Origin of the sequence: Halostagnicola sp. A-GB9-2 (assembly GCF_030068615.1) — an archaeon.
GTDB lineage: Archaea > Halobacteriota > Halobacteria > Halobacteriales > Natrialbaceae > Halostagnicola.
The window spans coordinates 316,631-338,874 of sequence record NZ_JASJOC010000002.1; the positions used below are offsets into that span (position 1 = coordinate 316,631).

Here is a 22,244-nt window from a genome sequence, read left to right on the forward strand (position 1 = left end):
GGTCGGTTGTCAGTCATTTCCGGCCTTCGCCACCCCGCTCTGGCGACAAACCGGTACACAGGGACAACCGACTCTATGACTCGTTCGTCGTGCACTCGCGTTTCGTCGACTTGTTTCTCAGATGCGGTCAACGAGAACCGACGACAGCTCAGTCGAACAGAACCCGATCGAGGATCGGGCGGAGGAACGATCCTCGTCGCGTCTCTTTCGAGTGGACTCGCAGGACGGGTGCATCCAGCGATGCGGCGATGCGATCGGATCGCTGTTCGACGAGCAGGTCCGGGAGCCGCCTGTGCGTAACCGTACTCAACATGACGACATCAGCGGTCTCGAGCTCCGATTTGAGGCCTTCGACTGCGTCATCGGCTCGAACGATCGTCGATTCGACGGGAACGGTACAGAGTTCGTCGAGTTGATCGTGATACTCCTCGACCGTCTCGAGTAGCTCTTCGGGGGCATCCTCCCCGACGGGGTAGACGAATCGAATGCTCGCCCCGACGGAGGTAGCCATCGCATCGGCGAGTTCGACTTTGAGCGGGTCGTTGAACGGACTCCGATCGGTGACGATCGCGATTTCGGAGATGTCGACGGGCTCCTCGTGCTGGGCGAACACCACGTCACACGGCGCGTGTTCCATGATCCAGTCGGTGTCGCGGCCGAACAGGGTTCCGAGCCGGCTGGTGGGTTCTTCTCGAGCGAGAACCAGATCGGCGTCGGTCCGCTCTGCGAAGTTTACGACCGCGTGGCGCGTGTCGTGGCTCACGACTTCGCCGACCTCGACCGGTGCCTCGAGGTACCGGACGAGTTCGTCGGTTCGTTCTTCGAACTCGACATCCCCTTCGGTGAGCTCCGAGGCGGCCGTATCGAGCGGGACCTGATCCGGAACCTCGTCGAATCGAACCACGCGAATGCGTCCGCCGCGGCGATTGACGATCGGTGCGGCGGCGTTGATCAGCGCGTCCTCCTGCTCGCGCGTGACGTCCTGTCGGATCGGGATGAGTACCTCGTATCGGTCGTCGGCCTCGAGTTGTTCCTCGGTGTCCCGGACGAACTGTTTCCCGGCTTCGCGCCGAGCGAGTCCCTTCGCGACACCCTCGCGTTCGACGCGGTTCTCGGCGTACACCTTGAACCAGACGAAGCCGAAGATGACGATCCCGATCGTTCCGAGGATCTCCTGGGGATCCATCTGCGTGATGATGAAGACGCCCGAGACGATTCCGAACAACTGCACCCAGGGATAGCCGGGCGTGAAGAAGTCCGGATCGTACCACTCGAGATCGCGTTCACGGAACGCGATCAGCGCTCCGCAGACGAGTATGTAGACGAGTATCTGGAACGCACCGGCCATCTTGGCGATCTCGTCGACTTCCTGAGTCGCGACGATGAAGATGATGAACGCACCCGTCGAGAGGATGGCGATAAAGGGCGTGTTGAATCGGGGGTGGATGTACTCGAATTTCTTGAGGAAGAGGTTGTCACGACTGAGCGCGAGCGGATATCTCGAGGCGGTTAGAATGCCGGCGTTGGCGGTACTGACGAGCGCCAGGAGGGCGGCGAAAATGATGGCGATGACCGCGGCCCAGCCGATGGGGAACGACCCACCGATCGCCGGAATAGTGGCTGTGAGACCGCCGAAGAGGATCTCCGTCGCTTCGGCCATGGGCTCTTCGGTCCCCTGTAACGCTTCGCCCTCAACGACACCGACCAGGACGAATACGAGTAGTGCGTATAGGAAACTCGTTGCAATGAGCGAGATCAGCAGACCCAACGGAAGGTTCCGACCAGGGTTTTCGATCTCTTCAGCTACGGCGGCGACCTTCGTCACACCGGCGTATGAGACCAACACGAGCGCGGTCGCGCTGAGGACGCCTGCCTGGTCATCACCGGGCCAGAACGGATCGTAGTTCGCGGCTTCGACGCTCGTGATCGCGCTGATGACGAATCCTGAGAGGATCACGAGCATGACGATCACCATGATCAACTGGAGTCCGCCGGTCTGTTTGACACCGACGAGATTGACGGCGATGAGCAGTATTGCGAAGGTGATTCCGAGCGCTCGAACGCCCGGAATCGTTAGGGCCATCTCGAGTCCTGGGATTACCAAGTCCCACGTGGGCAACTGGTAGGCGAAGTTAATGTAGAACATGCCGCCGTAGAGCGCCAATGATCCTTTCAACATGAGCATGAGCCAGGTCCCCAGGCCCGCGATGGTCCCGACGGCTGGCCCCATGCCCCGTTCGATGAAGACGTAATCGCCACCCGCTTCCGGCATGGCCGTTCCGAGTTCGGCGATGCTGAGCGCCGCCGGGATGACGAGTATCGCCGCGATGATGAACGCCAGGATGACGGCGGGCCCCGCCTCGGCCATCGCGATGCCGGGAAGAATAAAGATACCACTGCCGATCATCGCGCCCATGCTGATCGCGATGACGGCGAAAAGTCCGAGGTCGCGCTCGAGGTCTTTCGTCATTAGATAGGGGGATGTTTCGGACGGTGGGTTAGAAAACTTCGGATTTCAGAACCGTGTGTTGGGAGAACTCAAACGGAATGATGATCCAGAAAACAATCTCGGCAATTGGACAACATTCGTTTAATTTTCTCACAGCGAGATTGTTTCGAGAGCTAACCCGATCGAGTCGCGACGGCTCGAGCGCGGATGTTTCCAACCCACTGCGTTTTTAACACCCCAGCGTGTACACTCAAACAGCGAAACCCGCGGGCAAGTGCGTTCGCGTCTCACAGCGGTGCTGTGGGTCGGACGGAGGAAATAACCTCCGCGAGCGCATAGCGGGATGGCCGACGAGCTGTAAGACGCCGGGGCCGAGAAAACAGGAGTCCGCGGACCGTTTCGATGAGAGTCCATACGGCTTTCAGTGCTACAATCATGGAAATCGAAATTGCAACTATTGGCGGTTACGAAGAAGTCGGACGGCAGATGACTGCCGTTCGCGCGGGTAACGACGTCGTCATCTTCGACATGGGGCTAAACCTCTCGAAGGTTCTCATCCACGACAACGTCGAGACCGAACGGATGCACAGCCTCGACCTGATCGACATGGGTGCGATTCCCGACGACCGGATCATGTCCGAACTCGAGGGCGACGTTCAGGCGATCGTCCCGACACACGGGCACCTCGACCACATCGGTGCGATCTCGAAGCTAGCTCACCGATACAACGCACCGGTCGTCGCGTCGCCGTATACGATCGAACTCGTCAAACAGCAGATCGAAGGCGAGCAGAAGTTCGGCGTCGAGAACGATCTTGTCAAGATGAGTGCCGGCGAGTCGATGACCATCGGCGACGAAGGCGTCGAACTCGAGTTCGTCAACGTCACCCACTCGATCATCGACGCGATCAACCCGGTCCTCCACACGCCCGAAGGCGCAATCGTCTACGGGCTGGACAAACGCATGGACCACACGCCGGTCGTCGGCGACCCAATCGACATGAAGCGGTTCCGAGAGATCGGTCGCGAGGACGAAGGTGTTCTCTGTTATATCGAGGACTGTACGAACGCGAACAAGAAGGGACGGACGCCGTCGGAAAACGTCGCACGCGAACACCTTCGTGACGTCCTCTACAGTATGGAGGACTACGACGGCGGTATCGTCGCAACGACGTTCTCGAGTCACATCTCACGTGTCACGAGCCTCGTCGAGTTCGCCAAGGATATCGGCCGTCAGCCGGTCCTGCTCGGCCGCTCGATGGAGAAGTACTCGGGGACCGCAGAACGCCTCGACTTCGTCGACTTCCCGGACGACCTCGGAATGTTCGGACACCGCAAGTCTGTCGATCGTACCTTCAAACGGATAATGAACGAGGGCAAGGAGAACTTCCTGCCCGTCGTGACCGGCCACCAGGGCGAGCCACGCGCGATGCTCACCCGAATGGCCCGCGGCGAGACGCCGTACGAACTAGACGGCGGCGACAAGGTCGTGTTCTCCGCTCGCGTTATTCCGGAGCCGACCAACGAAGGACAGCGCTACCAGGCCGAACGCCTGCTCGGCATGCAGGGCGCTCGGATCTACGACGACATCCACGTTTCCGGTCACCTGAACCAGGAGGGCCACTACACGATGCTCGACGCGCTCCAGCCACAGAACATCATCCCCGCCCACCAGAATCTCAAAGGGCTTTCGGGATACGTCGACCTTTGCCAGAGCGAGGGCTACAAACTCGGTCGAGATCTCCACGTCTCGAGTAACGGAAACCTCATCCAGCTAGTCGATTGATATGACCACTTCAGAGGCGAGAGAACAAGCCGTGCTCGAGGGGATTCGCAAGCGACGCGAACAGGTTAACGAGGCAGTTCCCGATGAGCTACCGGTTCAACGCCCCGAACGACTCTACGAAGCATCTCGATATCTGATCGACGCAGGTGGCAAGCGACTCCGTCCCGCGGTCTTGCTGATCACTGCGGAGGCGCTCGCAGATGTCGATCCCCTCTCGACACCGTACCGGGAGTTCCCGACGCTGACGAACGGAATCGTCGATATGATGGCAGCCGCCGTGAGCGTCGAAGTGATCCAGTCGTTCACACTGATCCACGACGATATCATGGATGACGACGACCTCCGACGCGGGGTCCCGGCGGTCCATAAGGAGTACGACGTCGAGACGGCGATCCTTGCCGGCGATACGCTGTACTCGAAAGCGTTCGAGATCATGCTCGAGGCTGGTGCCGAGCCGGACCGAACCGTCGAAGCACTCGATATTCTCGCAACGACCTGTACGAAGATCTGCGAGGGTCAGTCACTCGACGTGACCTTCGAGCAACGCGAAGACGTCACGCCCGAAGAGTATCTCGAGATGGTCGAGCACAAGACTGCGGTGCTCTATGCTGCTTCGGCCTGTCTGCCCGCCGTGTTGATGGGTGCTGACGAGGAAACCGTCGATGCGCTTTATGGCTACGGACTCGACATCGGTCGCGCGTTTCAGATTCAAGACGACGTGCTTGATCTTACCGTTCCGAGCGACAAACTCGGCAAGCAGCGAGGCAGCGACCTCGTCGAGAACAAACAGACGCTCATCACCGTCCACGCCCGCGAACAGGGTGTCAACATCGAAGGGCTGGTCGATACGGTGACAGTCGAGAACGTGACCGAAACAGAGATCGACGATGCAGTCGCCGAGCTCGAAGACGTCGGCTCGATCTCCTACGCGAACGAGACGGCCAGAGACCTCGTCGAACAGGGAAAGAACCGGTTGGAACTACTGCCGGACAACGAGGCGCGCGAGCAGTTGTGTGACCTCGCTGATTACCTGATCGAGCGCGGCTACTAACGCGTCGCCCTTTTTGCGAGCTATTCATCTTTCCTGACAGTCGTCGACGAGCGGCGCAGTTCGCCGAGTGCAGGAGAGCAACCGCCAACGAACCGACACCGCGACAGTTTTGGGTCGGCCGCGAATACGTCCACTCAATGGACGACGATCTACGCGGACGGGTCGAGCGCGAAGCCGAGAAACACGCGCTATTGAACGCGGTCAAACACGAAAGCGACGCGAACGTCGGAGCGGTAATGGGGCCGCTGATGGGCGAGAACCCGGCTTTCAGAGAACACGCCGATTCGATCCCCGGCGTCATCGGCGGCGTCGTAAACGAGGTGAACGGACTCGAGCACGACGAGCGCCGGGACCGACTCGAGACGCTCGCACCCGAGGAACTGGCGGAGATCGAAGCGGAGGATGAGGGCGAAGACCATCCGCTTCCCGACCTTCCGAACGTCGAGGAGTACGACGAGATCCGGATGCGGTGTGCGCCAAACCCGAACGGCCCGTGGCACATGGGCCACGCGCGCATGCCTGCGGTCATCGGGACCTACAAGGAGCGATACGACGGCTGGTTCTGCGTTCGTTTCGATGACACCGACCCCGAGACGAAACGACCGGATCTCGACGCCTACGACGCGATCCTCGAGGACACCGAGTATCTCGGATTCGAACCGGACGCGACGTTCAAAGCGAGTGACCGCCTCGAGATTTACTACGACCACGCCCGGAAGTTGATCGAGATGGGTGGTGCCTACACTTGCTCGTGCTCCGCCGAGGCGTTCAGCGAACTGAAGAACAACGGCGAGGCGTGTCCACACCGGGACAAGGATACCGAAACGGTGCTCGACGAGTTCGAAGACATGATCGCGGGGGTCTACGATAGCGGCGAGATGGTTCTCCGGATCAAGACGGACATCGAACACAAGAACCCGGCACTTCGGGACTGGGTCGCGTTCCGGATGATCGACACCCCGCACCCGCGCGAGAAGGCCGCAGAGTTCCGGTGCTGGCCGATGCTTGACTTCCAGTCCGGGATCGACGACCACATCGTCGACATCACTCACATCATTCGCGGGATCGACCTGCAGGATTCGGCCAAACGCCAGCGGTTCGTCTACGAATACTTCGGCTGGGAGTATCCCGAAGTCCTCCACTGGGGCCACGTCAACGTCGACGAGTACGATCTGCAGATGAGCACGTCGACGATCAAACGATTGATCGAAGACGGCGAACTCAACGGCTGGGACGACCCCCGAGCGCCCACGCTCAAGAGCCTTCGCCGGCGCGGAATTCGCGGCGAGGCGATCACCGACGCGATGGTGCAGTTAGGAACGTCCACGAGCGATGTCGACCTTGCGATGAGTTCGGTATACGCGGCCAACCGGGATCGGATCGACGAGGAGACCGATCGGCGCTTTCTGGTTCGTGACGGTAATCAGATCCCCCTCGGCGGCAGTCCGCCCGACGAAGCGAACCCGCCGCTTCACCCGAACCACGAGGATCGGGGCGTCCGCGAAATTCCGGTCGGCGGCTCCGTTCTCCTAGAGCCCGACGACCTCCCGGCCCGGGAGGAACGCATCTGGCTGAAAGGATTGGGTTGTTTCCAGTACACTCGAGACACGCTCCAGTACACAGGCGAGGATATCGACGTGGTAAGAGAAGGCGATGTCGACGTCATCCACTGGGTACCCGCCACAGAGAGCGTTCCAGTCCGCATGCGGACGATAGACGGCGACGTCACCGGTCGGGCGGAGCCGGCCGTCGCGGAGCTCGAGCCCGATGAGATAGTGCAGTTCGAACGCGTCGGCTTCGCGCGGATCGATCACCATGACGACGACGAGACCGTGACCTACTACGCGCATCCGTAGCTGTCGGTTCGCGTCGACTGTCGCTTCGTTCCTGCTTTCTATCTCGTGTTCTCTCGCTCACTCGAGCAGATCCTCGGCGCTGTCCGGCAACGGATCCGTAACGATACCGTCTTTTCGGCCGAGAACCCGAGCGTGAGGGGCGCAGACGACCCGGTTTTCGTCCCAGGGAATGTGCAACACGACCGCGGCGATTTGGTCGCAGTCGTCTTCGGAACAGATCATATGTGAGAGACTAACGGACACACTTTCAGTGTTTCCCCCGAATCGAGTCGTGTGGAGCGTTCTTGGACACGGGTCGGCGGTTCGCTCGAGTGAAACGACAAAATCAGAATAGCACGACCGCGACAACGAACCCGAACAGAATCGATGTCGTGAGTAACACCTGTACCGCCGTCGAGGCAAGAATCCCCACGGTCGCGTACGTTGCGGAGCGAGCGCTCCGATCGAGCGCGCCGTTCCGGGCGAACTCGAGCGCGAAGACGGTTCCGAACAGTCCGACCAGCAGCCCGAGCGGGCCGGTAACGATCATCAGCAGGATGCCGACGAGCGCCGCGAGCGCGGTCGTCCGCCAGGACGCACCGCCCGCTCGAGCGGCAATCGCCCCGCCGAAGAACTCCGCGAGGACGGCCAGAAGACCCAGAACGGTAAGAACGACGAGGGCGAGCGTTCCGGGCTCTGTGAACCCGGATTGCCACCAGTAGAGAGAGACGCCGACGAGCGAGAGCACGCCGCCGGGGACGAGCGGCACGACCGTTCCGACGACGCCGCCGATCAGCAACGCGACGGCGAGGAGCGCGAGCGCATCGACCATACTCGTCTCGAGGGGAGAGTTAGCAAAGTACTACCGGATCGACTGAGAAGTCATCGGTATGACACGGGGTGCGATCGTCGTCGGCGCGTCGTCGGGTATCGGTGAGGCGCTCGCTCGAGAGCTGTCCGAAGAGGGGTACGAACTCGGTTTGACCGCGCGGCGGACGGAGAAACTGAAAGCGATCGGTGCGGAGCTTCCGACGAAATCGTACGTCGCGACGATGGACGTTACGGATACCGAGGATGCTCGAGCGGGCTTTTTCGAACTGGCGGAGGCGATGGAGTCGGTTGACCTGGTCGTAGCCAACGCGGGGATCGGAGTCGTCAACCGAGACCTCGAGTGGGGACCCGAACACGATACTATCGAGACAAACGTTAGCGGGTTCGTCGCCGTCGTGACCGAAGCGCTCGAGTACTTTGAGGCGAATCCAACGCCGGAGGGCGAACCGGACGGTCACCTGGTCGGAGTCTCGTCGGTTGCGGCACACCTCGGAAACGGAGCAATTCCGGCCTACAACGCGTCGAAGGCGTTCGTCTCGAGGTACCTCGAAGGGCTCCGGTACCGACAGGCGGGACGGGACGCGGCCGTCACGATCACGACGATCGAACCGGGGTACGTCGATACGAAGCTCACGATGGGCGAGTTCTGGAAAGCCTCTCCCGAGAAGGCGGCGACGCAGATCGCTCGAGCGATCCGACGGCGCGAGCGCCACGCCTACATCACCCGGCGCTGGCGACTCGTCGCGTGGGTCGTCAAGCTACTACCGGAGTTCGTGCTTCGTCGATTGTTTGCGTGAGCGGCCGCCTCTGTTAGGCGAACCGGTCGCGAACGTCGAACGCCGCGTCGGTTCCGTACGCCTCGACGAGCGAAACAAGGGCGTTCCCGAGGGCACGTCGGCACTGGCTCGCCGAGTGGTACCCGAGTCGATCGGCGACCGACTCCCACGCCAGTCCCTGCAGGACTCGAGCGACGAGCAGCCGTTCGTCGCTCGCAGACAGGTCGTCTGTCCGCGAATCTGAGAGGAGAGAACGAAGGACGAGTTCTCGAAACGGTCCGGGATCGACGTCGAATCGCCCTGGACCGTACGCGGCCCCCGCGACCACCCGCCACTCGTGGTCGGACAGTTGGAGTTCGGGCGACGCGTCGACCGTTCTGAGGACGCCGCGGATGACGTCGGAATCGACGGCGGTGAGCGAGTCCGAGCACAGCGCCGGGAATCGTCGGGCGAACCAGCCGGCATGACGTTCGGCGAGCGCCTGTCCACTATCACTCGCGGGCGAAGTCATGAGGACCGAATGCTCGCCGCTCGCGTCGTTTCTCGTCGTCGAGACGTGAACCGCGTTGAACCCGTTTTTCGCCCAGAACTCGAGAAGCCCCGGCGTCGCACCGAACGCGGTACCGATCCAATCGATATCGGGCTCGAATTCGTCGCGGATGCATTCGAGAAGTTTCGATCCCAATCCCCGGGAACGCACGGCGTGGTGGGTTGCGATTCGGACGACGCGAACTCCAGCTGGCTCGCCGGCGCTCTCGTCACGAAGCTGGCTGGTGAGGATATCGGGGAGCATGTTCCCGCGAACGCGGCTCCCTTCGTACATTTTCGAACGAGTCTCACTCGAGAGGTTCCCCTCTCGCGCGAGCAGTGCGATGCTGACGATGTGGCCCTCGTAGACCAGCGCACGCGCCTCGAGGTTCGGCGCGTCGAGCAGGCGGGCAAGATCGTTGGGCTCCGTCCGATAGTGTGCGAGGACGAGCAGGCCGAACGCTTCGCGGAGCAAGGATTCGTCCGCCAGCAGGTCTGCTGGCTCGAGTCGCCGGTACTCGACCGTCTCCGGAGCGGCGTTCGTTACGAGCTGATCGACGGGCGGACGGGCGTCGAGTCCGAGGGCGCGAAACGACCAGACTTCGATCGGATCGCCAGCGGCGTAACGGATCGGGTCGGCCATCGAGCGGTCGGTTACCTCGTGTCTGCTTTCCTCGAGTCGATCGCGAAACCGAACGGAGAACCCGCGGCCCGCGCCTTCGTAGCCGTGTATCGTGGTCGTAAACGCGACGCGGTCGGCTTCGAGAAATCGCTCGAGCACCGAGACGGGGAGGGCGGCGGCTTCGTCGACAATCGTGATTTCGGGGTGGAAGTCCGTCCGGCGGTCGACCCCTTTGTTCCGTCCCGAAATCGTTTCGATGGCGGCGTCCGGCTCGAGAAAACGAATGCAACCGCCGGCGTTCGTTCGGATCTCGGGATGGTGGCGTTCTTTGCGGGAACCATCGACGCAACCATCGTTGCTCCTCCCTTGCCAATCGTCCTGTGGTCCGTCGACTAATGCGACGAGTTCCCGCGCCCGGTCGAACAGTTCGGTCGTGTTTCGGGCGTCGGGTGCGGTGACGAGCACGTCCGTTCCATCGAGCGCAAAACAGCCCGCCGCGATCCCCGCCGCGCTGGATTTGCCGCGGCCTCGATTCGCCTCGAGGACGACGGCCCGCTCGGTCTCGAAGAGCGACTCGAGCGCGGCGACCGCATCGACCTGATCACCGGTGAGACAGGCCTCGTAAGCGGCCGTCGGAAACCGTTGATCTGGTGGGTGCTCGATCGGTCCCGATTTCGTAGACCGTTTCGGAGCAGGCTCGAGCAGGCCGTCGTCTTCGACCGTCTCGCTGTCGAGGTTGAGAACGGCGATTCCTGGATGCGCACGTATCGTCTCCGCGAGTCGTTTGATAAAGTGGCCCGTCACGTCCTCGAGTGAGTACGGCGGAACTGCGAGCGAACGGGCGAAGCGACCGCGGCGGTTCGGCCACTCCTCGAGCGTGGGGGTGAGCAGTATCAACAACCCACCGCCGTTGACGGCCCCGACGATCCTCCCGAGGGCGTTCGGCTGAAGATCAGCGTGGGCGTCGAGAACGATCACTTCGTGGGTCGTCCCGAGCAGTTCGTCCGCGCCGACCTGTGGACGGTGTTCGCATCGAAGCCGGTCGTCGGGACCGACGAGGGTGGTCTCGCTGATCCCGACTTCGAGAGCGGCGAGGATCGACTCGAGCACCTCGTAGCCGCGTTCGCGCTCACCGGAGAGAACGATCGCCCGTCGTTCGTCGGTCGCGCTGGCCTCGCGGTGAAGCGCACTCGCGAGGGAGACGCCGTTCATGTATCGAGTGTGACGCTCGCGGGGGTAAAACCTCCCGACCCCGGGTCGCTGTCTCGACCGGCACAGTGCTTGCGAGTAGCTGGCACAGTCCCGTTCGTTTGAACACGCTTTTAAGGGGGGCTACGCTACTCGAGTGTACACCCTACGCGGGGTTGATGATGCTCCTAGCCCCACAGGACTTTTGCCGGATCGACCGGCCCGGGATGTCAGGGGATCGGATACGAACCGACACACCGACAGCGACCCAGCGCCCGGATGGCAGGGGAGCGAGAGCCCGCGCGTAGGAGAGGTGAACAACCAATGGCAGTTTACGTAACTACAGAAATCCCAGCCGACCTCGCCGACGACGCCCTTGAGGCGCTCGAGGTCGCACGAGACACAGGACGTGTAAAGAAAGGAACGAACGAAACCACCAAAGCGATCGAACGCGGCAACGCCGATCTCGTCTTCGTCGCGGAGGATGTCACCCCCGAGGAAATCGTGATGCACCTCCCCGAACTTGCAGACGAGAAGGGCATCCCCGTCGTCTTCGTCGAAACGCAGGACGACGTCGGACACGCCGCCGGGCTTGAGGTCGGCTCAGCCGCCGCGGCAATCGTCGACGCCGGCGAGGCCGGAGACGACGTCGAGGACATCGCTGGGAAGATCGAGGATCTCGACTGAGGTGACTCAAGATGAGTGCTGAAGAGGGAGAAAGCGGCTCGACGCCCGCCGAAGTTATCGAAGTCGTCGGCAAGACCGGAATGCATGGTGAGGCCATGCAGGTCAAGTGCCGAATCAAGGAGGGCGAGAACCAAGGTCGCATAATTACCCGAAATTGCCTCGGACCGGTCCGCGAAGGGGACGTACTCCAGCTCCGCGAGACCGCCCGCGAGGCCGACTCGATTGGAGGACAGTAACAATGGTCGAGAAACGAACCTGCGATTACACCGGCGAAGAGATCGAGCCCGGAACGGGCATCATGTACGTCCGCAAGGACGGCAGCGTGCTCCACTTCGTCGACTCGAAAGCGGAAAAGAACTACAAGCTCGGTCGCGAACCGCGTGACCTCGAGTGGACCGAGGAAGGTCGTCGCGGCAAGAGTCCGGCACAGGCCGAGACAGCTGCCGACGAAACGACCGAAACCGACGAGGATGAGACGAGCGAGGAGTCCGAACTCGAGGCAGACGAGGATGACTCCGAGCCGGAAGAGGGCAAAGACGATGAAGCCGAGGCTGGCGAAGGTGAGGCCGAAGAAGCCGACTCGGACGAATCGTCCGCCGAAGACGACGGCGCGGAAGACGAGGACGACCAATGAGCGACCACGAACGCACGTTCGTGATGATCAAACCGGATGCGTTCGCTCGCGGTCTCGTCGGAAACGTCGTTTCCCGTCTCGAGGACCGCGGCCTCAAGCTCGTTGGGATCAAGGTCATCAACATGCCCGAGGAACGCGCAAAAGAGCATTACTCCGAACATACGGACAAGCCGTTCTTTGATGATCTCATCGAGTTCATCACGGCCGGTCCGGTCGTTCCGATGGTCTGGGAAGGCCAAGATGCAACTCGACAGGTCCGCCAAATGATTGGCGAGACCGATCCGCTCGAGGCTGCCCCGGGAACGATTCGCGGAGACTTCGCACTCGATCTCGGTCGCAACGTCGTTCACGCGGCTGACCACGAGGACGAGGGCGCAAACGAGAGAGAGATTGCGATTCACTTCGACGACGACGAACTGATCGACTACGAGCAACACGACGCAAGTTGGTTGTACGAATAACCGAGCCGCTCGGTAGCGCCGGTCGTTCGTTTTCCGAGTTTTATTTTTCGGACCACATCCAAATAGAGGGATGTATTGACAAGTCACATTGGATACAGTACCTGTCGTCGAAACCGAAAGCAGTTGACGGACGCGCTATTCGACAACTCACGTGGTCGATTCTTCCAAAACCGCTCTCAACAGGAACTATCCAAATTTAAATATATAATATTGTCGAATAGCGTAACATCTAATGTGTCGGCTGCACTAGGGGCTAGTGGTGGTTTCGAATGGTAACGTACGGTAGGTGGTTACTGGATGGGTAAGACAGAACGTGAATCAACGGCCGTTGAAACGACAGCAGCGCCATCGCTAGATCTGGTATTCGACCTACTTTCGGTCCAGCGACGGCGATATGGACTGTATCATCTCGCCGATCAGGACGATGGAATTGCGACGTTCGACGAGTTGGTTGACAATATTTACACACGAGAAGACGATCACGGAGAAGATCATCGGTTACAGATACAAACATCGTTACAACACGTTCATTTGCCGCGCCTCGAGGATGCGGGAATTTTGGAGTACGATACTCGAAGCGATACCATTCGCTACTGGGAACAGCCGACGCTCGAGGAGTGGCTCGAGCATGCCCGTCACAAGGAGTTCCTCGACTAGGGCGTGTGTGCGTGACGCCGACTCTGCGGCAGACGTTGATGTCCAGCCTATAACGTTGCCAGCACGTTGACGTTGCCAGCTCTGTTATCCACGAGCCTATCGTACACTGTGGCCGACACGTTCCCTGAAAGCTTTAACAGAGCGACCGTCGTTGATTTCGTCAGGAGTGACCATCTGTGATACCGCTACCGAGTTTATCGTGTGATGTGGTATCATTTCACTCCTTAAAACTTAACAGGTGAGCGGCCGACAGACCAGTTAGAGGTGTACAATTATGACTGATCACGAACTTCCACCACTTCCATACGATTACGACGCACTCGAACCATCGATCTCCGAACAGGTCGTGACCTGGCATCACGATACCCACCATCAGGGGTATGTCAACGGCCTCAATAGCGCAGAAGAAACACTCTCGGAGAACCGCGAGAGCGGTGACTTCGACTCGACTCCGGGTGCACTCGGCAACGTGACTCACAACGGCTGTGGCCACTATCTCCACACGCTGTTCTGGGAGAACATGTCCCCCGACGGTGGCGGTGAGCCAACCGGCGACCTCGCCGACCGCATCGAAGAAGACTTCGGCTCCTACGAGGGCTGGAAAGGCGAGTTCGAAGCTGCTGCCGGCGCAGCAGGCGGCTGGGCGCTACTGGTATACGATCCCGTCGCAAAACAGCTTCGCAACGTCGCTGTCGACAAGCACGACCAGGGCGCACTCTGGGGCTCGCACCCGATTCTCGCGCTGGACGTCTGGGAACACTCCTACTACTACGATTACGGACCGGACCGCGGGAGCTTCATCGACGCGTTCTTCGATGTCGTCAACTGGGACAAAGCAGCCCAAGAGTACGAAACCTGTCTCGACCACTTCGAATAAGTCTCCAGTAACACCGTCCATTTTTGTGACGTAGTCCGTTTACCCGTAGCAAGTGGTTCGTCGTGTCGAAACCGCACGTTTCGTTCTCGGAACCAACCCGTACTTCTCGGCAACAAACCATACAGTTTACCCGCGAGACTGACCTACGCCGACGTATGCCTGTCCCAAAATCGGAGTTCGACAGCTTACCACCTTGTGACTTTTACACGCCAACGGAGCTCCTCGAGGAGGATCAGATGTATACGATTTACGAAATCGCGCGTCTCCTGCAGGGGCTCGACGCGGACGCGGATATCGACCGAGACACCGAAGATATCCTGCTCGATTGGGCGATTCCGTGGGTTATGACGAACGCCGCCGAACTCGTCGTCGCGGAGCCGCGCGACGAAGACGAACCGGGCTATTACGGACTGAAAGACTGATCACGTCGGCCGACAGAATCCGAGGTACGTACGCTACAGTATGACCCAGTTACGACAACTCGAGTCATCCTCTCGCTGTACCTTCTCGTGTCGAATAGGCGATCAGGAGATGGCAACGGGGTGTAGTCAGCATCGATGATTTTTCTCGTCGTTGGCGCGGATCACGTGGACGCAGGAAAAACCACGTTCTCGACCGGCCTCGTCCAACGAACCGGTGGCATTGCCTTCAAACCTCGAGCAGGCAATGACTACTGGTTCGACCACGACGATTGTCTCGACGCGCTCGTCGACGGCCGACTGTACGGGAAGGATGCGGCGAAACTGTCCAGAGCGGAAGACGCCGACAGACCTCCTGAAGCCCTTAACCCCGTTCACAGACTGTGGCAACCAGATCCTGACGGCTCGACAGGGATACTCGGACGAACCGATAGAGAGTTCGTCGTCGATCGAGTCAACCGGCCCGATGACGACGAACCGCTGTTCGTTCGCAATGGGACTGCCGACATCCCCGATACCGTTGCGGAGGCGCTCCCGTTGTCCGATTCGCCGACCGTCGAGTCGGTCGAGGAACTCAACGAACTGATGCAGGGAACCTATACTTCGGCGTTCGAAACGCTGGCGAGCGAAATCGCGTCCGCCGAACTGGCCGTGGTCGAATCCTACGGAGACATCGCCCGGCCGCTCGAGGCGCTCGGCGAGGACCTCGTTTCGGCGGTAGCCGTCGTCGAACCCGGTCAGGCACGGATCTATCGCGGCTCTCGGTTCTGTCGGGCCTGTACGGTGGCCAGTTCGAGTCCGGGCGAAGGAACGCTCGAGAAACGCGTCCCCGACGTCATCGGATCGATCGATCCCGTCGCTCGTGTGCCCTTGTCTCCACTACCGAAGAAACAGCGCCAGGACCCAACGGCGATTGCGATGGCGTACGAGCCGGCTTACAACGCGCTTCTCGAGGCGGCCGAAGATCGTTCGTAAGCGGGCCGGACTCACTCGGCTTCGTCGAGGACGATCCCCGCCGTGAGTTCGACGTGTTTGTACGGCCGGTCGGTGACGCTCGGTCCGTGGCCCGCGTGCATCGCCTGAAGATCCTCGTCAATGCGGTCGAAGACGTCGTGGATGCTCAACACGAGCTTTCCGTGATCTCCTTCCGGCAGGTCGGTCCGTCCGTAGCTCCCTTTCTGAAAGATGAGGTCCCCCGCGAAGAGAATCCCCGGCTCTTCTGCGTAGAAACAGAGGTGGTCGTTTTTGTGGCCCGGTGTGTGCATCGCGACGTACTCGTGGTCACCGAGCGTAACGATCCCTTCGTCCTCGATTTCGTGATCGACACCGTCGACCGACGAATCGAATCCCCACGCATCGACCTCGAACGCGTCTTTGATCGCCTCGAGATTTCCGACGTGATCTTTGTGGGTGTGGGTGAGGATGACGGCGTCGAGATCGTCGACGCGAGATTCGATCTCGGAGACGGCGTCGAAGTTTGCACCTGTATCGACCACGACCGTTCGTTCGCCCGTCACCAGAAACACGTTGCTCGTAAATGCGTGTACGCCTTCGGCGAGATTATCGACCATACCGGGAATATGGGTTGATCCATGTTGTGTATGTCGACATCGGCTGTTCGATTGGGTCACCGATTACGGTCCCGGGCAGACGGGCGGCCGTTCTCGACTTAATCACTGTCTCGGCGGTCAGTGATGTTTCTGAGCCGGTTCCGAATGGGTCGAGTCGGATACGACGAGCATGAATAGGATACGATGAGTGTACACAGACTGCTATTCACAAGGATTTTTAGCACTGGCACGTAGTAATAGACGAATGACTCGGTCGCCTTTGATTGGACTTCTCGTCCTCTTCGTCGTGGTAGGAACGCTAAGTGGTGGTGGGACGCTGCTGCTGAGCGGTACGACGGCAGCAACGGCCGGAGAGAGCGAACATACGGCGACCGAACAAAGCGTCGAACCGAACACTGGTTCGATGGGGACCAGCCAAGAGTTCGATGACACGGCTTTCGAGGTGACGATTCACGAGAACGGCAGTGCGACCTGGACGTTCAAGTACGAACGCGCATTGGACGAGGACGACGACGAAGGAGACGAGGTTCAGGCGTTCGAAGACTGGGCAGACGAGTTCGAGTCTGAAAACACCAGTCTCTACAGAGGATTTCAGTATCAGGCAGAAAACCTGACCGAATCCGGTGTCGAAAGCTCCGACCGGGAGGGGATGGCGACGAACTTCGAGCGCGAAGCCTACGTCGATCAGGAAGGAATTAGCCAGACCGGAAACAACACGGGCGTCGTCGAAATGTCGTTCGTCTGGGAAGGGTTTGCGGCAGTCGACGACGACGGAACCGTCCGAGCCGGCGACGTGTTCGATGAGTGGGTCCTCCTCGAGGATCAGCGACTTACCGTCAGTACCGACGATTCCCTCGAGTTCCAATCGGTGCACGAAGACGGCCGGTACAACCGGGAGCTACTCGCAGATGCGAACAAGGTCACCTGGTCCGGTGAAATGGAGTTCATCCCTGGCGAGCCACGCATCGTTCTCGACAATCCGGAGGAGTCCAACGAAGGCGGATTCTTGAGTTCGTTCGACACGTTCGAAGACGGTACTTTCAGCCCGCTCTTGGCGATCATTATGATTATCGCTGTGCTGGTCGGCATCGGGACGTTCGTCCGATTCCGTGATACGGACGACGAAGCGGTAAAATCGACCGCCGGGGAAGAACCACGGCCGACGGAAGCGGGTGCGACCACCACTGAGCCAACAGAGGAACTCCAGGAAACGGAACTGCTCACCGACGAGGACCGTGTCGTGAACCTTATCGAGGAAAATGGTGGCCGTATGAAACAGGTTCAGATCGTCGACGAAACTGGCTGGTCGAAATCGAAAGTCAGCATGCTCCTTTCGGAGATGGAAGACAGTGGAACCATCAGCAAACTCCGCGTCGGCCGAGAGAACATCATCAGTCTCGAGGGCCACGAGCCGGAGGCGACGAAGTCGCCGTTCGACGAGTGAGCGAACTCCGTGCATGCTACTTGACGCCACTCCTGTATCGAAACGGAATCCTTAAACAACAGTCGGCAGTAGGAATATGTACGCGCTCCGATGGTGTAGTCCGGCCAATCATATTGCCCTCTCACGGCAATGACCAGGGTTCGAATCCCTGTCGGAGCACTTCTTTGCAAACAACGTCGTGAGTCGCAAGTGCGACGTTGAATTCGGATGAGAACGCTCACACGGCAACCATCGTTCTCAAGATCGGAGACGAGACCCGCTCCGAAATCGAGCGCATCCGCCGTGGGCTGATCCAATGGCTGTGCTGTGTAACTACCGACGGCCTCGAGCGGGCCAACGAGCGTCCACAGAAAGAACGCAGATGTGTCAAAACAGGTGCAGAGCTGTCCGCTATCCGTTTCGAATCGGTCGTTTTTGTTCGTACCTGTCCTCGTGCCGTGCAGGCCGAGTGGTAACCGGTTCGTTGGTGGCTTGATCCGGGAACGAACCCACCGCATTCTTTTCGAGGACGTAATCCTCGAGTACGAGGAGATCGAGCCCCATTCCGTAGAAATCTTTGACTGCTTCGATCGGCGTGTTCACTATCGGTTCGCCGTTGTCATTGAACGAGGTGTTCAGGAGGACCGGGACGCCCGTGATATCACCGAACGCTTCGATCAATCTGTAGTATCGCCCGTGTTGGTCCTCTCGAACGGTCTGGGGGCGCGTCGAACTATCCGCGGGATGAACGACGGCGCTCAATTCGTCTTCTTTCTCGGGTTCGATATCGAACGCCTCGATCATGAACGGAGATGTCTGACCGTCGATGAGATACTCTTCAGCCGCTTCTTCGAGCAAAGAGGGGGCGAACGGACGCCATTCTTCACGGTGCTTGACGAACCGGTTAACCTGGTCACGCGAGTCGATCGTCCGGGGATCGGCGAGGATGCTCCGCGAGCCGAGTGCTCGAGGCCCCATCTCCATTCGACCCTGGAACCATCCGACCAGCGCGCCGTCGGCGATCCGTTCGGCGACGTACCGCTCGAGATTATCCGGTTTGTTGTAGTCGATCTTGGTGGTCCGGAGCTGTGATTCGATCTCGTTCGAGTCGTACTCTGGACCGAGGTATACCGTCGATAGTCGGTCGACAGTGGCCGGTGATTGACCGACCCACCCAGCCCCGAGTGCGAGTCCCGCGTCGTTTGCAACGGGTTGGACGAACACGTTGTCGACGTGTTCTGATTCCCGAATACGCTTGTTGAGTTTGCAGTTGAGAGCGACGCCGCCGGCGAGAGCGATATTATTCGAACCGACGGTTCTGGTGTGCGTCTGCACGATTTCGAGAACGATCTCCTCGAGCAGTTTCTGAGCGGTGTACGCGAGGTCTTTCTCCCACTGATCAAACGATTCGGGCTCGTCCTTTCGAGGCCGGTCGAAGACTTCCTCCAAGAGTTCCACGCCGTGGCCGGTTCCCCATCGCTTCGTGAGTTCGGTTACGTCGTACGATTCTTCGACGTCGATCAGCGACCGTAACGCACGCTCGATCTGTGGATTCTCGTTCCCGTAGGGAGCCAATCCCATCACCTTCCCTTCCCCGTTGAACATCCGGTAACCGAGATACTCGGTAACGATCGCAAAGAATAGCCCGAGGCTGTTCGGATGTTCGTAGGTCTTGACCCGCTCTAGCCCTCCCTGGTCACCCCGCCATACGACGGTCGAGTCGTACTCACCTTTCGCATCGATCGTCACGACGAGTGACTCGTCGAACCCGGACGGGTGGAACGCGCTTGCTGCGTGACATCGGTGGTGTGAGAGTCGCTCGATCGGTGGAACGGGCGTGTCGATTTCTTCGAGACGGGATTCGATCTTTCGCGTCGGAAGCAGTTGGCTCTGAAACTCGGTGACGATGGCTTCTTCGATCGCGGAGATTTTTCTCGTTATTCCTGGCGCGCGGATCGCATCGCCGAAGTAGTGAGATCGAATGTTAGACCGAAGACTTGGATCGTAGGGGAGGAAGATCGTGTCGAGATCGCTGAGAGCGAGTTGTCGGTACTCCAGACAGGCATTGATAGCGTTCGTTGGGAAGGTGTCGGGGGCGTGTTTTTGGCGAGTGAGCCGTTCCTCTTCGACACCGAACACGGGTGTCCCGTCTTCGAAGAGGACAGCACTGGGGTCGTGTTGCCCGTACAGACCAATTGCGGGTTTGAAAGCAAGCGTATAGTCACTCATAGCTGAACGGAGTCTATCTATCACCGATAATATGAACCTGTTAAACGCCAAACGAGGTTTCAGAACGAGGAAGACGATGCTTCCCTACTGGACAGATGCAACTAATAGAACCAACATGCTCGTTTGGCCAGCCGTTAATTCTCTTCACAACTGTGTCTTACAAAGACAGGAAATAACGGAAATAGAGCCTCGGAAATCCGGATTGTTGTTATTTCTATTAGCAATTTCCACTGGTGCTGAATAGCGTTGTCCGTTTGAAACGGTCTTATAATCACTATAGTGAACCGCCCAGAGGAGAAACCATACTCGTAATGCATCCATCTATGCCATCGCCGATCGGACCGGGGGTTCGATCGAAGTCCCGATGCTCACTTTCAGGCCAGTGGCTGGAATACGGACGGCGATGGGCGATACCATCGGCGCTATCGGATTCTCTTGCGCTCGAGATGAGTCGAGTCGGGATTGCGCGGACGGGAACCCGTCCGAGTCGGTAATCGACACGACAGTTATGTCTCCTAACGCTCGACAACAGGGTTCAGATACCCGTTCGATTCAAAGCAGTATTCAAATTCTGTTGACCGTCGTCGGTGTCCTCCTGTTACTGACAGGGCTCGTCTTTGCGGCAAGCGGCGTGTCGATCAACAGTGCAATCGATTCGGTAAGTGACCGGTTCGGTGACTCTTCGGCCGGCGATGACGATGAAGACGAGGGTGATGGCGACGACGGGGATAGCGACGATGGAGAAGTCGAAGAAGCGGACGACGGGGGTGATGAGGACGACAGTGATGAGGAATCAGCGGCGGACGATACTGATGCTGACGAATCCGACGATGAAGACGAAGCGGATGACGAGGACGAAGCCGACGATGAAGCCGACGATGAAGACGAAGCGGATGACGAGCAAGACGAAGAACACACGCTAACGACCACGGTCGAGAACGATGACGGCGATGAAGTCGAAGACGCCACCGTCGAGGTCGAGGGCGGGCCCGGTGTCAACGCGGAGACGACAACCGACGACGATGGTGAGGCGGCGTTTAGCATCGAGGATGGGGAGTACACCGTCACTGCCTCCGCCAGCGGTTACGAAGCGGCGGAAGATTCGGTCGATATCGACGGTGACGACGAAGAGATCACGCTCGAACTCGAGGCGGAAGACGATGATGACGAATCCGACGATGCGGGGCTACACACACTGACGACCGTGGTCGAGGATGACGATGGGAATTCGCTCGACAATGCGACGGTCGAAGTCGCCGATGACGACTTCTTCGGTGCCTTCAGTGGCGAAGACCAGGAAGTTGACGACGACGGCGAGGCCGAATTCGAACGCGAGAACGGGGAATACATAGTTACAGCCGACGCGGACGGTTACGAAGAAGCGGAAGATTCGGTCGATATCGACGGTGACGACGAAGAGATCACGCTCGAACTCGAAGCGGAGTAGCCGGTTTGGCGGCGCGTCTGCGTTCGTCTAACCGGTATTCCGTTCGCCCGCCGCTGTTCGCTTGCACGGCCACAGTTTCCTCCGAAGCCGTCGTAATTGCTATTTGATCGGAGAAAGGCCAGTCGCTGTCGGTCCTATCCACGCGTTAGGCCAACTCGATTTTGGATGAAGTGGTAGAATCAGTCGTCGGCCCTCGAAAAGCACAGATCACGCCGGGTCACGCTCGAGTAACGGCGTGTCGATCTATCCCACACCTCATCCGGATCCGGTATGCGAACCGGTCTGTCCGTTGTTGCCCTTCTGAAAGCGAGTTCGTCGGTATCTCTGGTGCCCGAAACAGTTCCTTCGAGTGGCGTTGGTTCGGACGGATACCAGAGTAAACAGCCTCGAGCGTGGTGGCCCGAGGTTTTTGTAGTTCCTCAGCCGTGCGATAGCACTCTCTGCTCGGTAAGCAAGCGGGATACAGTTGGGCGGCTTACGCGCCCCGACCCGGACAGACGTACCAACCGAACCTGCGGTTAGGTTTTGTGAATTCGGTAATTAGAGCAGGCCGATCACGCCGGGAATCCAGCGGGTGTGCTCGGCGACAGTAACGCGATTAGGTCGTCGTGACACTTCGTCCAACTCGTTGATTCGAACCGATCTCTTCGAGACGGAAGAACCCCATCCTCAGTGGTTGTGACGTTTGTCCGCCGATCCCCCCTCTTCGTGAACGCACCGTACGTCGTACCCGAGTGGACGTCGCTAAGAAGTGCTGATTCAGTTCGAGAACAG

Annotated in this window: 20 protein-coding genes and 1 tRNA gene; 15 read left to right on the forward strand and 6 right to left on the reverse strand. The window is 59.4% G+C overall.

Annotated features, from left to right (window positions below; genetic code table 11):
* Nucleotides 1–148 precede the first annotated feature (148 nt).
* Nucleotides 149–2,470, reverse strand: a complete 2,322-nt coding sequence (locus QNM96_RS07095; RefSeq protein ID WP_283835347.1) for an amino acid permease — start codon at nucleotides 2,468–2,470, stop codon at nucleotides 149–151.
* Nucleotides 2,471–2,884: 414 nt separating this feature from the next.
* Here QNM96_RS07095 and QNM96_RS07100 point away from each other — a divergent pair, with 414 nt between their 5' ends.
* The 3 genes from QNM96_RS07100 to QNM96_RS07110 all read left to right on the forward strand — a co-directional run bounded on the left by QNM96_RS07100 (nucleotide 2,885) and on the right by QNM96_RS07110 (nucleotide 7,141).
* Nucleotides 2,885–4,234: a ribonuclease J gene (locus tag QNM96_RS07100; RefSeq protein ID WP_283835349.1), complete on the forward strand. Its 1,350-nt coding sequence runs from the start codon at nucleotides 2,885–2,887 to the stop codon at nucleotides 4,232–4,234.
* 1 nt (nucleotide 4,235) lies between these two features.
* On the forward strand, nucleotides 4,236–5,285 hold the full coding sequence (locus QNM96_RS07105) for a polyprenyl synthetase family protein (RefSeq protein WP_283835350.1): 1,050 nt from the start codon (nucleotides 4,236–4,238) through the stop codon (nucleotides 5,283–5,285).
* A 137-nt stretch (nucleotides 5,286–5,422) separates the two neighbouring features.
* The gene (locus tag QNM96_RS07110) at nucleotides 5,423–7,141 is read left to right on the forward strand and encodes a glutamate--tRNA ligase (protein WP_283835351.1); all 1,719 of its coding nucleotides are present in this window, start codon (nucleotides 5,423–5,425) and stop codon (nucleotides 7,139–7,141) included.
* A 57-nt stretch (nucleotides 7,142–7,198) separates the two neighbouring features.
* Here the strand turns inward: QNM96_RS07110 and QNM96_RS07115 are convergent, their stop codons facing one another.
* Both QNM96_RS07115 and QNM96_RS07120 read right to left on the reverse strand, forming a co-directional pair.
* Nucleotides 7,199–7,363 (reverse strand): hypothetical protein, encoded by a 165-nt coding sequence (locus tag QNM96_RS07115; RefSeq protein WP_283835352.1) that lies wholly within the window; start codon nucleotides 7,361–7,363, stop codon nucleotides 7,199–7,201.
* Between the two features lie 103 nt (nucleotides 7,364–7,466).
* Nucleotides 7,467–7,952, reverse strand: coding sequence for a DUF456 domain-containing protein (locus tag QNM96_RS07120; protein WP_283835353.1), 486 nt, complete (start codon nucleotides 7,950–7,952; stop codon nucleotides 7,467–7,469).
* Between the two features lie 58 nt (nucleotides 7,953–8,010).
* On the opposite strand from QNM96_RS07120, the gene QNM96_RS07125 reads away from it, so the two are divergent.
* The gene (locus tag QNM96_RS07125) at nucleotides 8,011–8,748 is read left to right on the forward strand and encodes an SDR family NAD(P)-dependent oxidoreductase (protein WP_283835354.1); all 738 of its coding nucleotides are present in this window, start codon (nucleotides 8,011–8,013) and stop codon (nucleotides 8,746–8,748) included.
* Between the two features lie 13 nt (nucleotides 8,749–8,761).
* Here the strand turns inward: QNM96_RS07125 and tmcA are convergent, their stop codons facing one another.
* Nucleotides 8,762–11,089, reverse strand: coding sequence for a tRNA(Met) cytidine acetyltransferase TmcA (tmcA, locus tag QNM96_RS07130; protein ID WP_283835356.1), 2,328 nt, complete (start codon nucleotides 11,087–11,089; stop codon nucleotides 8,762–8,764).
* Nucleotides 11,090–11,389: 300 nt separating this feature from the next.
* On the opposite strand from tmcA, the gene rpl7ae reads away from it, so the two are divergent.
* From rpl7ae to QNM96_RS07170, 8 genes are all read left to right on the forward strand, one after another.
* The gene (rpl7ae, locus tag QNM96_RS07135; RefSeq protein WP_049952968.1) at nucleotides 11,390–11,752 is read left to right on the forward strand and encodes a 50S ribosomal protein L7Ae; all 363 of its coding nucleotides are present in this window, start codon (nucleotides 11,390–11,392) and stop codon (nucleotides 11,750–11,752) included.
* Nucleotides 11,753–11,763: 11 nt separating this feature from the next.
* Nucleotides 11,764–11,988: a 30S ribosomal protein S28e gene (locus QNM96_RS07140; RefSeq protein WP_050050710.1), complete on the forward strand. Its 225-nt coding sequence runs from the start codon at nucleotides 11,764–11,766 to the stop codon at nucleotides 11,986–11,988.
* Nucleotides 11,989–11,990: 2 nt separating this feature from the next.
* Entirely contained in the window at nucleotides 11,991–12,386 is a 396-nt protein-coding gene (locus tag QNM96_RS07145; RefSeq protein WP_283835360.1) for a 50S ribosomal protein L24e, read from the forward strand.
* Complete coding sequence (gene ndk / locus QNM96_RS07150) at nucleotides 12,383–12,847, forward strand: nucleoside-diphosphate kinase (RefSeq protein ID WP_283835362.1); 465 nt, start codon at nucleotides 12,383–12,385, stop codon at nucleotides 12,845–12,847. The genes QNM96_RS07145 and ndk overlap by 4 nt, the downstream gene beginning before the upstream one ends.
* A gap of 297 nt (nucleotides 12,848–13,144) precedes the next feature.
* Nucleotides 13,145–13,504, forward strand: a complete 360-nt coding sequence (locus tag QNM96_RS07155) for a hypothetical protein (protein WP_283835364.1) — start codon at nucleotides 13,145–13,147, stop codon at nucleotides 13,502–13,504.
* Between the two features lie 274 nt (nucleotides 13,505–13,778).
* The gene (sod, locus tag QNM96_RS07160) at nucleotides 13,779–14,381 is read left to right on the forward strand and encodes a superoxide dismutase (protein WP_283835365.1); all 603 of its coding nucleotides are present in this window, start codon (nucleotides 13,779–13,781) and stop codon (nucleotides 14,379–14,381) included.
* A 155-nt stretch (nucleotides 14,382–14,536) separates the two neighbouring features.
* A complete protein-coding gene (locus QNM96_RS07165; RefSeq protein WP_283835367.1) occupies nucleotides 14,537–14,803 on the forward strand; it encodes a DUF5827 family protein in 267 nt (88 codons plus the stop codon).
* A gap of 135 nt (nucleotides 14,804–14,938) precedes the next feature.
* Entirely contained in the window at nucleotides 14,939–15,775 is an 837-nt protein-coding gene (locus tag QNM96_RS07170) for an ATPase (protein WP_283835369.1), read from the forward strand.
* Nucleotides 15,776–15,786: 11 nt separating this feature from the next.
* On the opposite strand, the gene QNM96_RS07175 is transcribed toward QNM96_RS07170, so the two are convergent.
* Nucleotides 15,787–16,371, reverse strand: coding sequence for an MBL fold metallo-hydrolase (locus QNM96_RS07175; RefSeq protein WP_283835371.1), 585 nt, complete (start codon nucleotides 16,369–16,371; stop codon nucleotides 15,787–15,789).
* Between the two features lie 244 nt (nucleotides 16,372–16,615).
* Between QNM96_RS07175 and QNM96_RS07180 the strand changes: the two genes are divergently transcribed.
* Together QNM96_RS07180 and QNM96_RS07185 are read left to right on the forward strand one after the other, a co-directional pair.
* Nucleotides 16,616–17,815: a hypothetical protein gene (locus QNM96_RS07180; RefSeq protein ID WP_283835372.1), complete on the forward strand. Its 1,200-nt coding sequence runs from the start codon at nucleotides 16,616–16,618 to the stop codon at nucleotides 17,813–17,815.
* An 84-nt stretch (nucleotides 17,816–17,899) separates the two neighbouring features.
* Nucleotides 17,900–17,974, forward strand: a tRNA-Glu gene (locus QNM96_RS07185).
* A 231-nt stretch (nucleotides 17,975–18,205) separates the two neighbouring features.
* Here QNM96_RS07185 and QNM96_RS07190 read toward each other — a convergent pair.
* Entirely contained in the window at nucleotides 18,206–20,023 is a 1,818-nt protein-coding gene (locus QNM96_RS07190) for a carbamoyltransferase C-terminal domain-containing protein (RefSeq protein WP_283835374.1), read from the reverse strand.
* A gap of 574 nt (nucleotides 20,024–20,597) precedes the next feature.
* Between QNM96_RS07190 and QNM96_RS07195 the strand changes: the two genes are divergently transcribed.
* Complete coding sequence (locus QNM96_RS07195; RefSeq protein WP_345782526.1) at nucleotides 20,598–21,470, forward strand: carboxypeptidase-like regulatory domain-containing protein; 873 nt, start codon at nucleotides 20,598–20,600, stop codon at nucleotides 21,468–21,470.
* Nucleotides 21,471–22,244 lie beyond the last annotated feature (774 nt).

Excerpts from the sequence above, each read along its gene's own strand:
- QNM96_RS07095 (WP_283835347.1), bottom strand. The coding sequence starts at position 2,470 with ATGACGAAAGACCTCGAGCGCGACCTCGGACTTTTCGCCGTCATCGCG.
- QNM96_RS07100 (WP_283835349.1), top strand. The coding sequence starts at position 2,885 with ATGGAAATCGAAATTGCAACTATTGGCGGTTACGAAGAAGTCGGACGG.
- QNM96_RS07105 (WP_283835350.1), top strand. The coding sequence starts at position 4,236 with ATGACCACTTCAGAGGCGAGAGAACAAGCCGTGCTCGAGGGGATTCGC.
- QNM96_RS07110 (WP_283835351.1), top strand. The coding sequence starts at position 5,423 with ATGGACGACGATCTACGCGGACGGGTCGAGCGCGAAGCCGAGAAACAC.
- QNM96_RS07115 (WP_283835352.1), bottom strand. The coding sequence starts at position 7,363 with ATGATCTGTTCCGAAGACGACTGCGACCAAATCGCCGCGGTCGTGTTG.
- QNM96_RS07120 (WP_283835353.1), bottom strand. The coding sequence starts at position 7,952 with ATGGTCGATGCGCTCGCGCTCCTCGCCGTCGCGTTGCTGATCGGCGGC.
- QNM96_RS07125 (WP_283835354.1), top strand. The coding sequence starts at position 8,011 with ATGACACGGGGTGCGATCGTCGTCGGCGCGTCGTCGGGTATCGGTGAG.
- tmcA (WP_283835356.1), bottom strand. The coding sequence starts at position 11,089 with ATGAACGGCGTCTCCCTCGCGAGTGCGCTTCACCGCGAGGCCAGCGCG.
- rpl7ae (WP_049952968.1), top strand. The coding sequence starts at position 11,390 with ATGGCAGTTTACGTAACTACAGAAATCCCAGCCGACCTCGCCGACGAC.
- QNM96_RS07140 (WP_050050710.1), top strand. The coding sequence starts at position 11,764 with ATGAGTGCTGAAGAGGGAGAAAGCGGCTCGACGCCCGCCGAAGTTATC.
- QNM96_RS07145 (WP_283835360.1), top strand. The coding sequence starts at position 11,991 with ATGGTCGAGAAACGAACCTGCGATTACACCGGCGAAGAGATCGAGCCC.
- ndk (WP_283835362.1), top strand. The coding sequence starts at position 12,383 with ATGAGCGACCACGAACGCACGTTCGTGATGATCAAACCGGATGCGTTC.
- QNM96_RS07155 (WP_283835364.1), top strand. The coding sequence starts at position 13,145 with ATGGGTAAGACAGAACGTGAATCAACGGCCGTTGAAACGACAGCAGCG.
- sod (WP_283835365.1), top strand. The coding sequence starts at position 13,779 with ATGACTGATCACGAACTTCCACCACTTCCATACGATTACGACGCACTC.
- QNM96_RS07165 (WP_283835367.1), top strand. The coding sequence starts at position 14,537 with ATGCCTGTCCCAAAATCGGAGTTCGACAGCTTACCACCTTGTGACTTT.
- QNM96_RS07170 (WP_283835369.1), top strand. The coding sequence starts at position 14,939 with ATGATTTTTCTCGTCGTTGGCGCGGATCACGTGGACGCAGGAAAAACC.
- QNM96_RS07175 (WP_283835371.1), bottom strand. The coding sequence starts at position 16,371 with ATGGTCGATAATCTCGCCGAAGGCGTACACGCATTTACGAGCAACGTG.
- QNM96_RS07180 (WP_283835372.1), top strand. The coding sequence starts at position 16,616 with ATGACTCGGTCGCCTTTGATTGGACTTCTCGTCCTCTTCGTCGTGGTA.
- QNM96_RS07190 (WP_283835374.1), bottom strand. The coding sequence starts at position 20,023 with ATGAGTGACTATACGCTTGCTTTCAAACCCGCAATTGGTCTGTACGGG.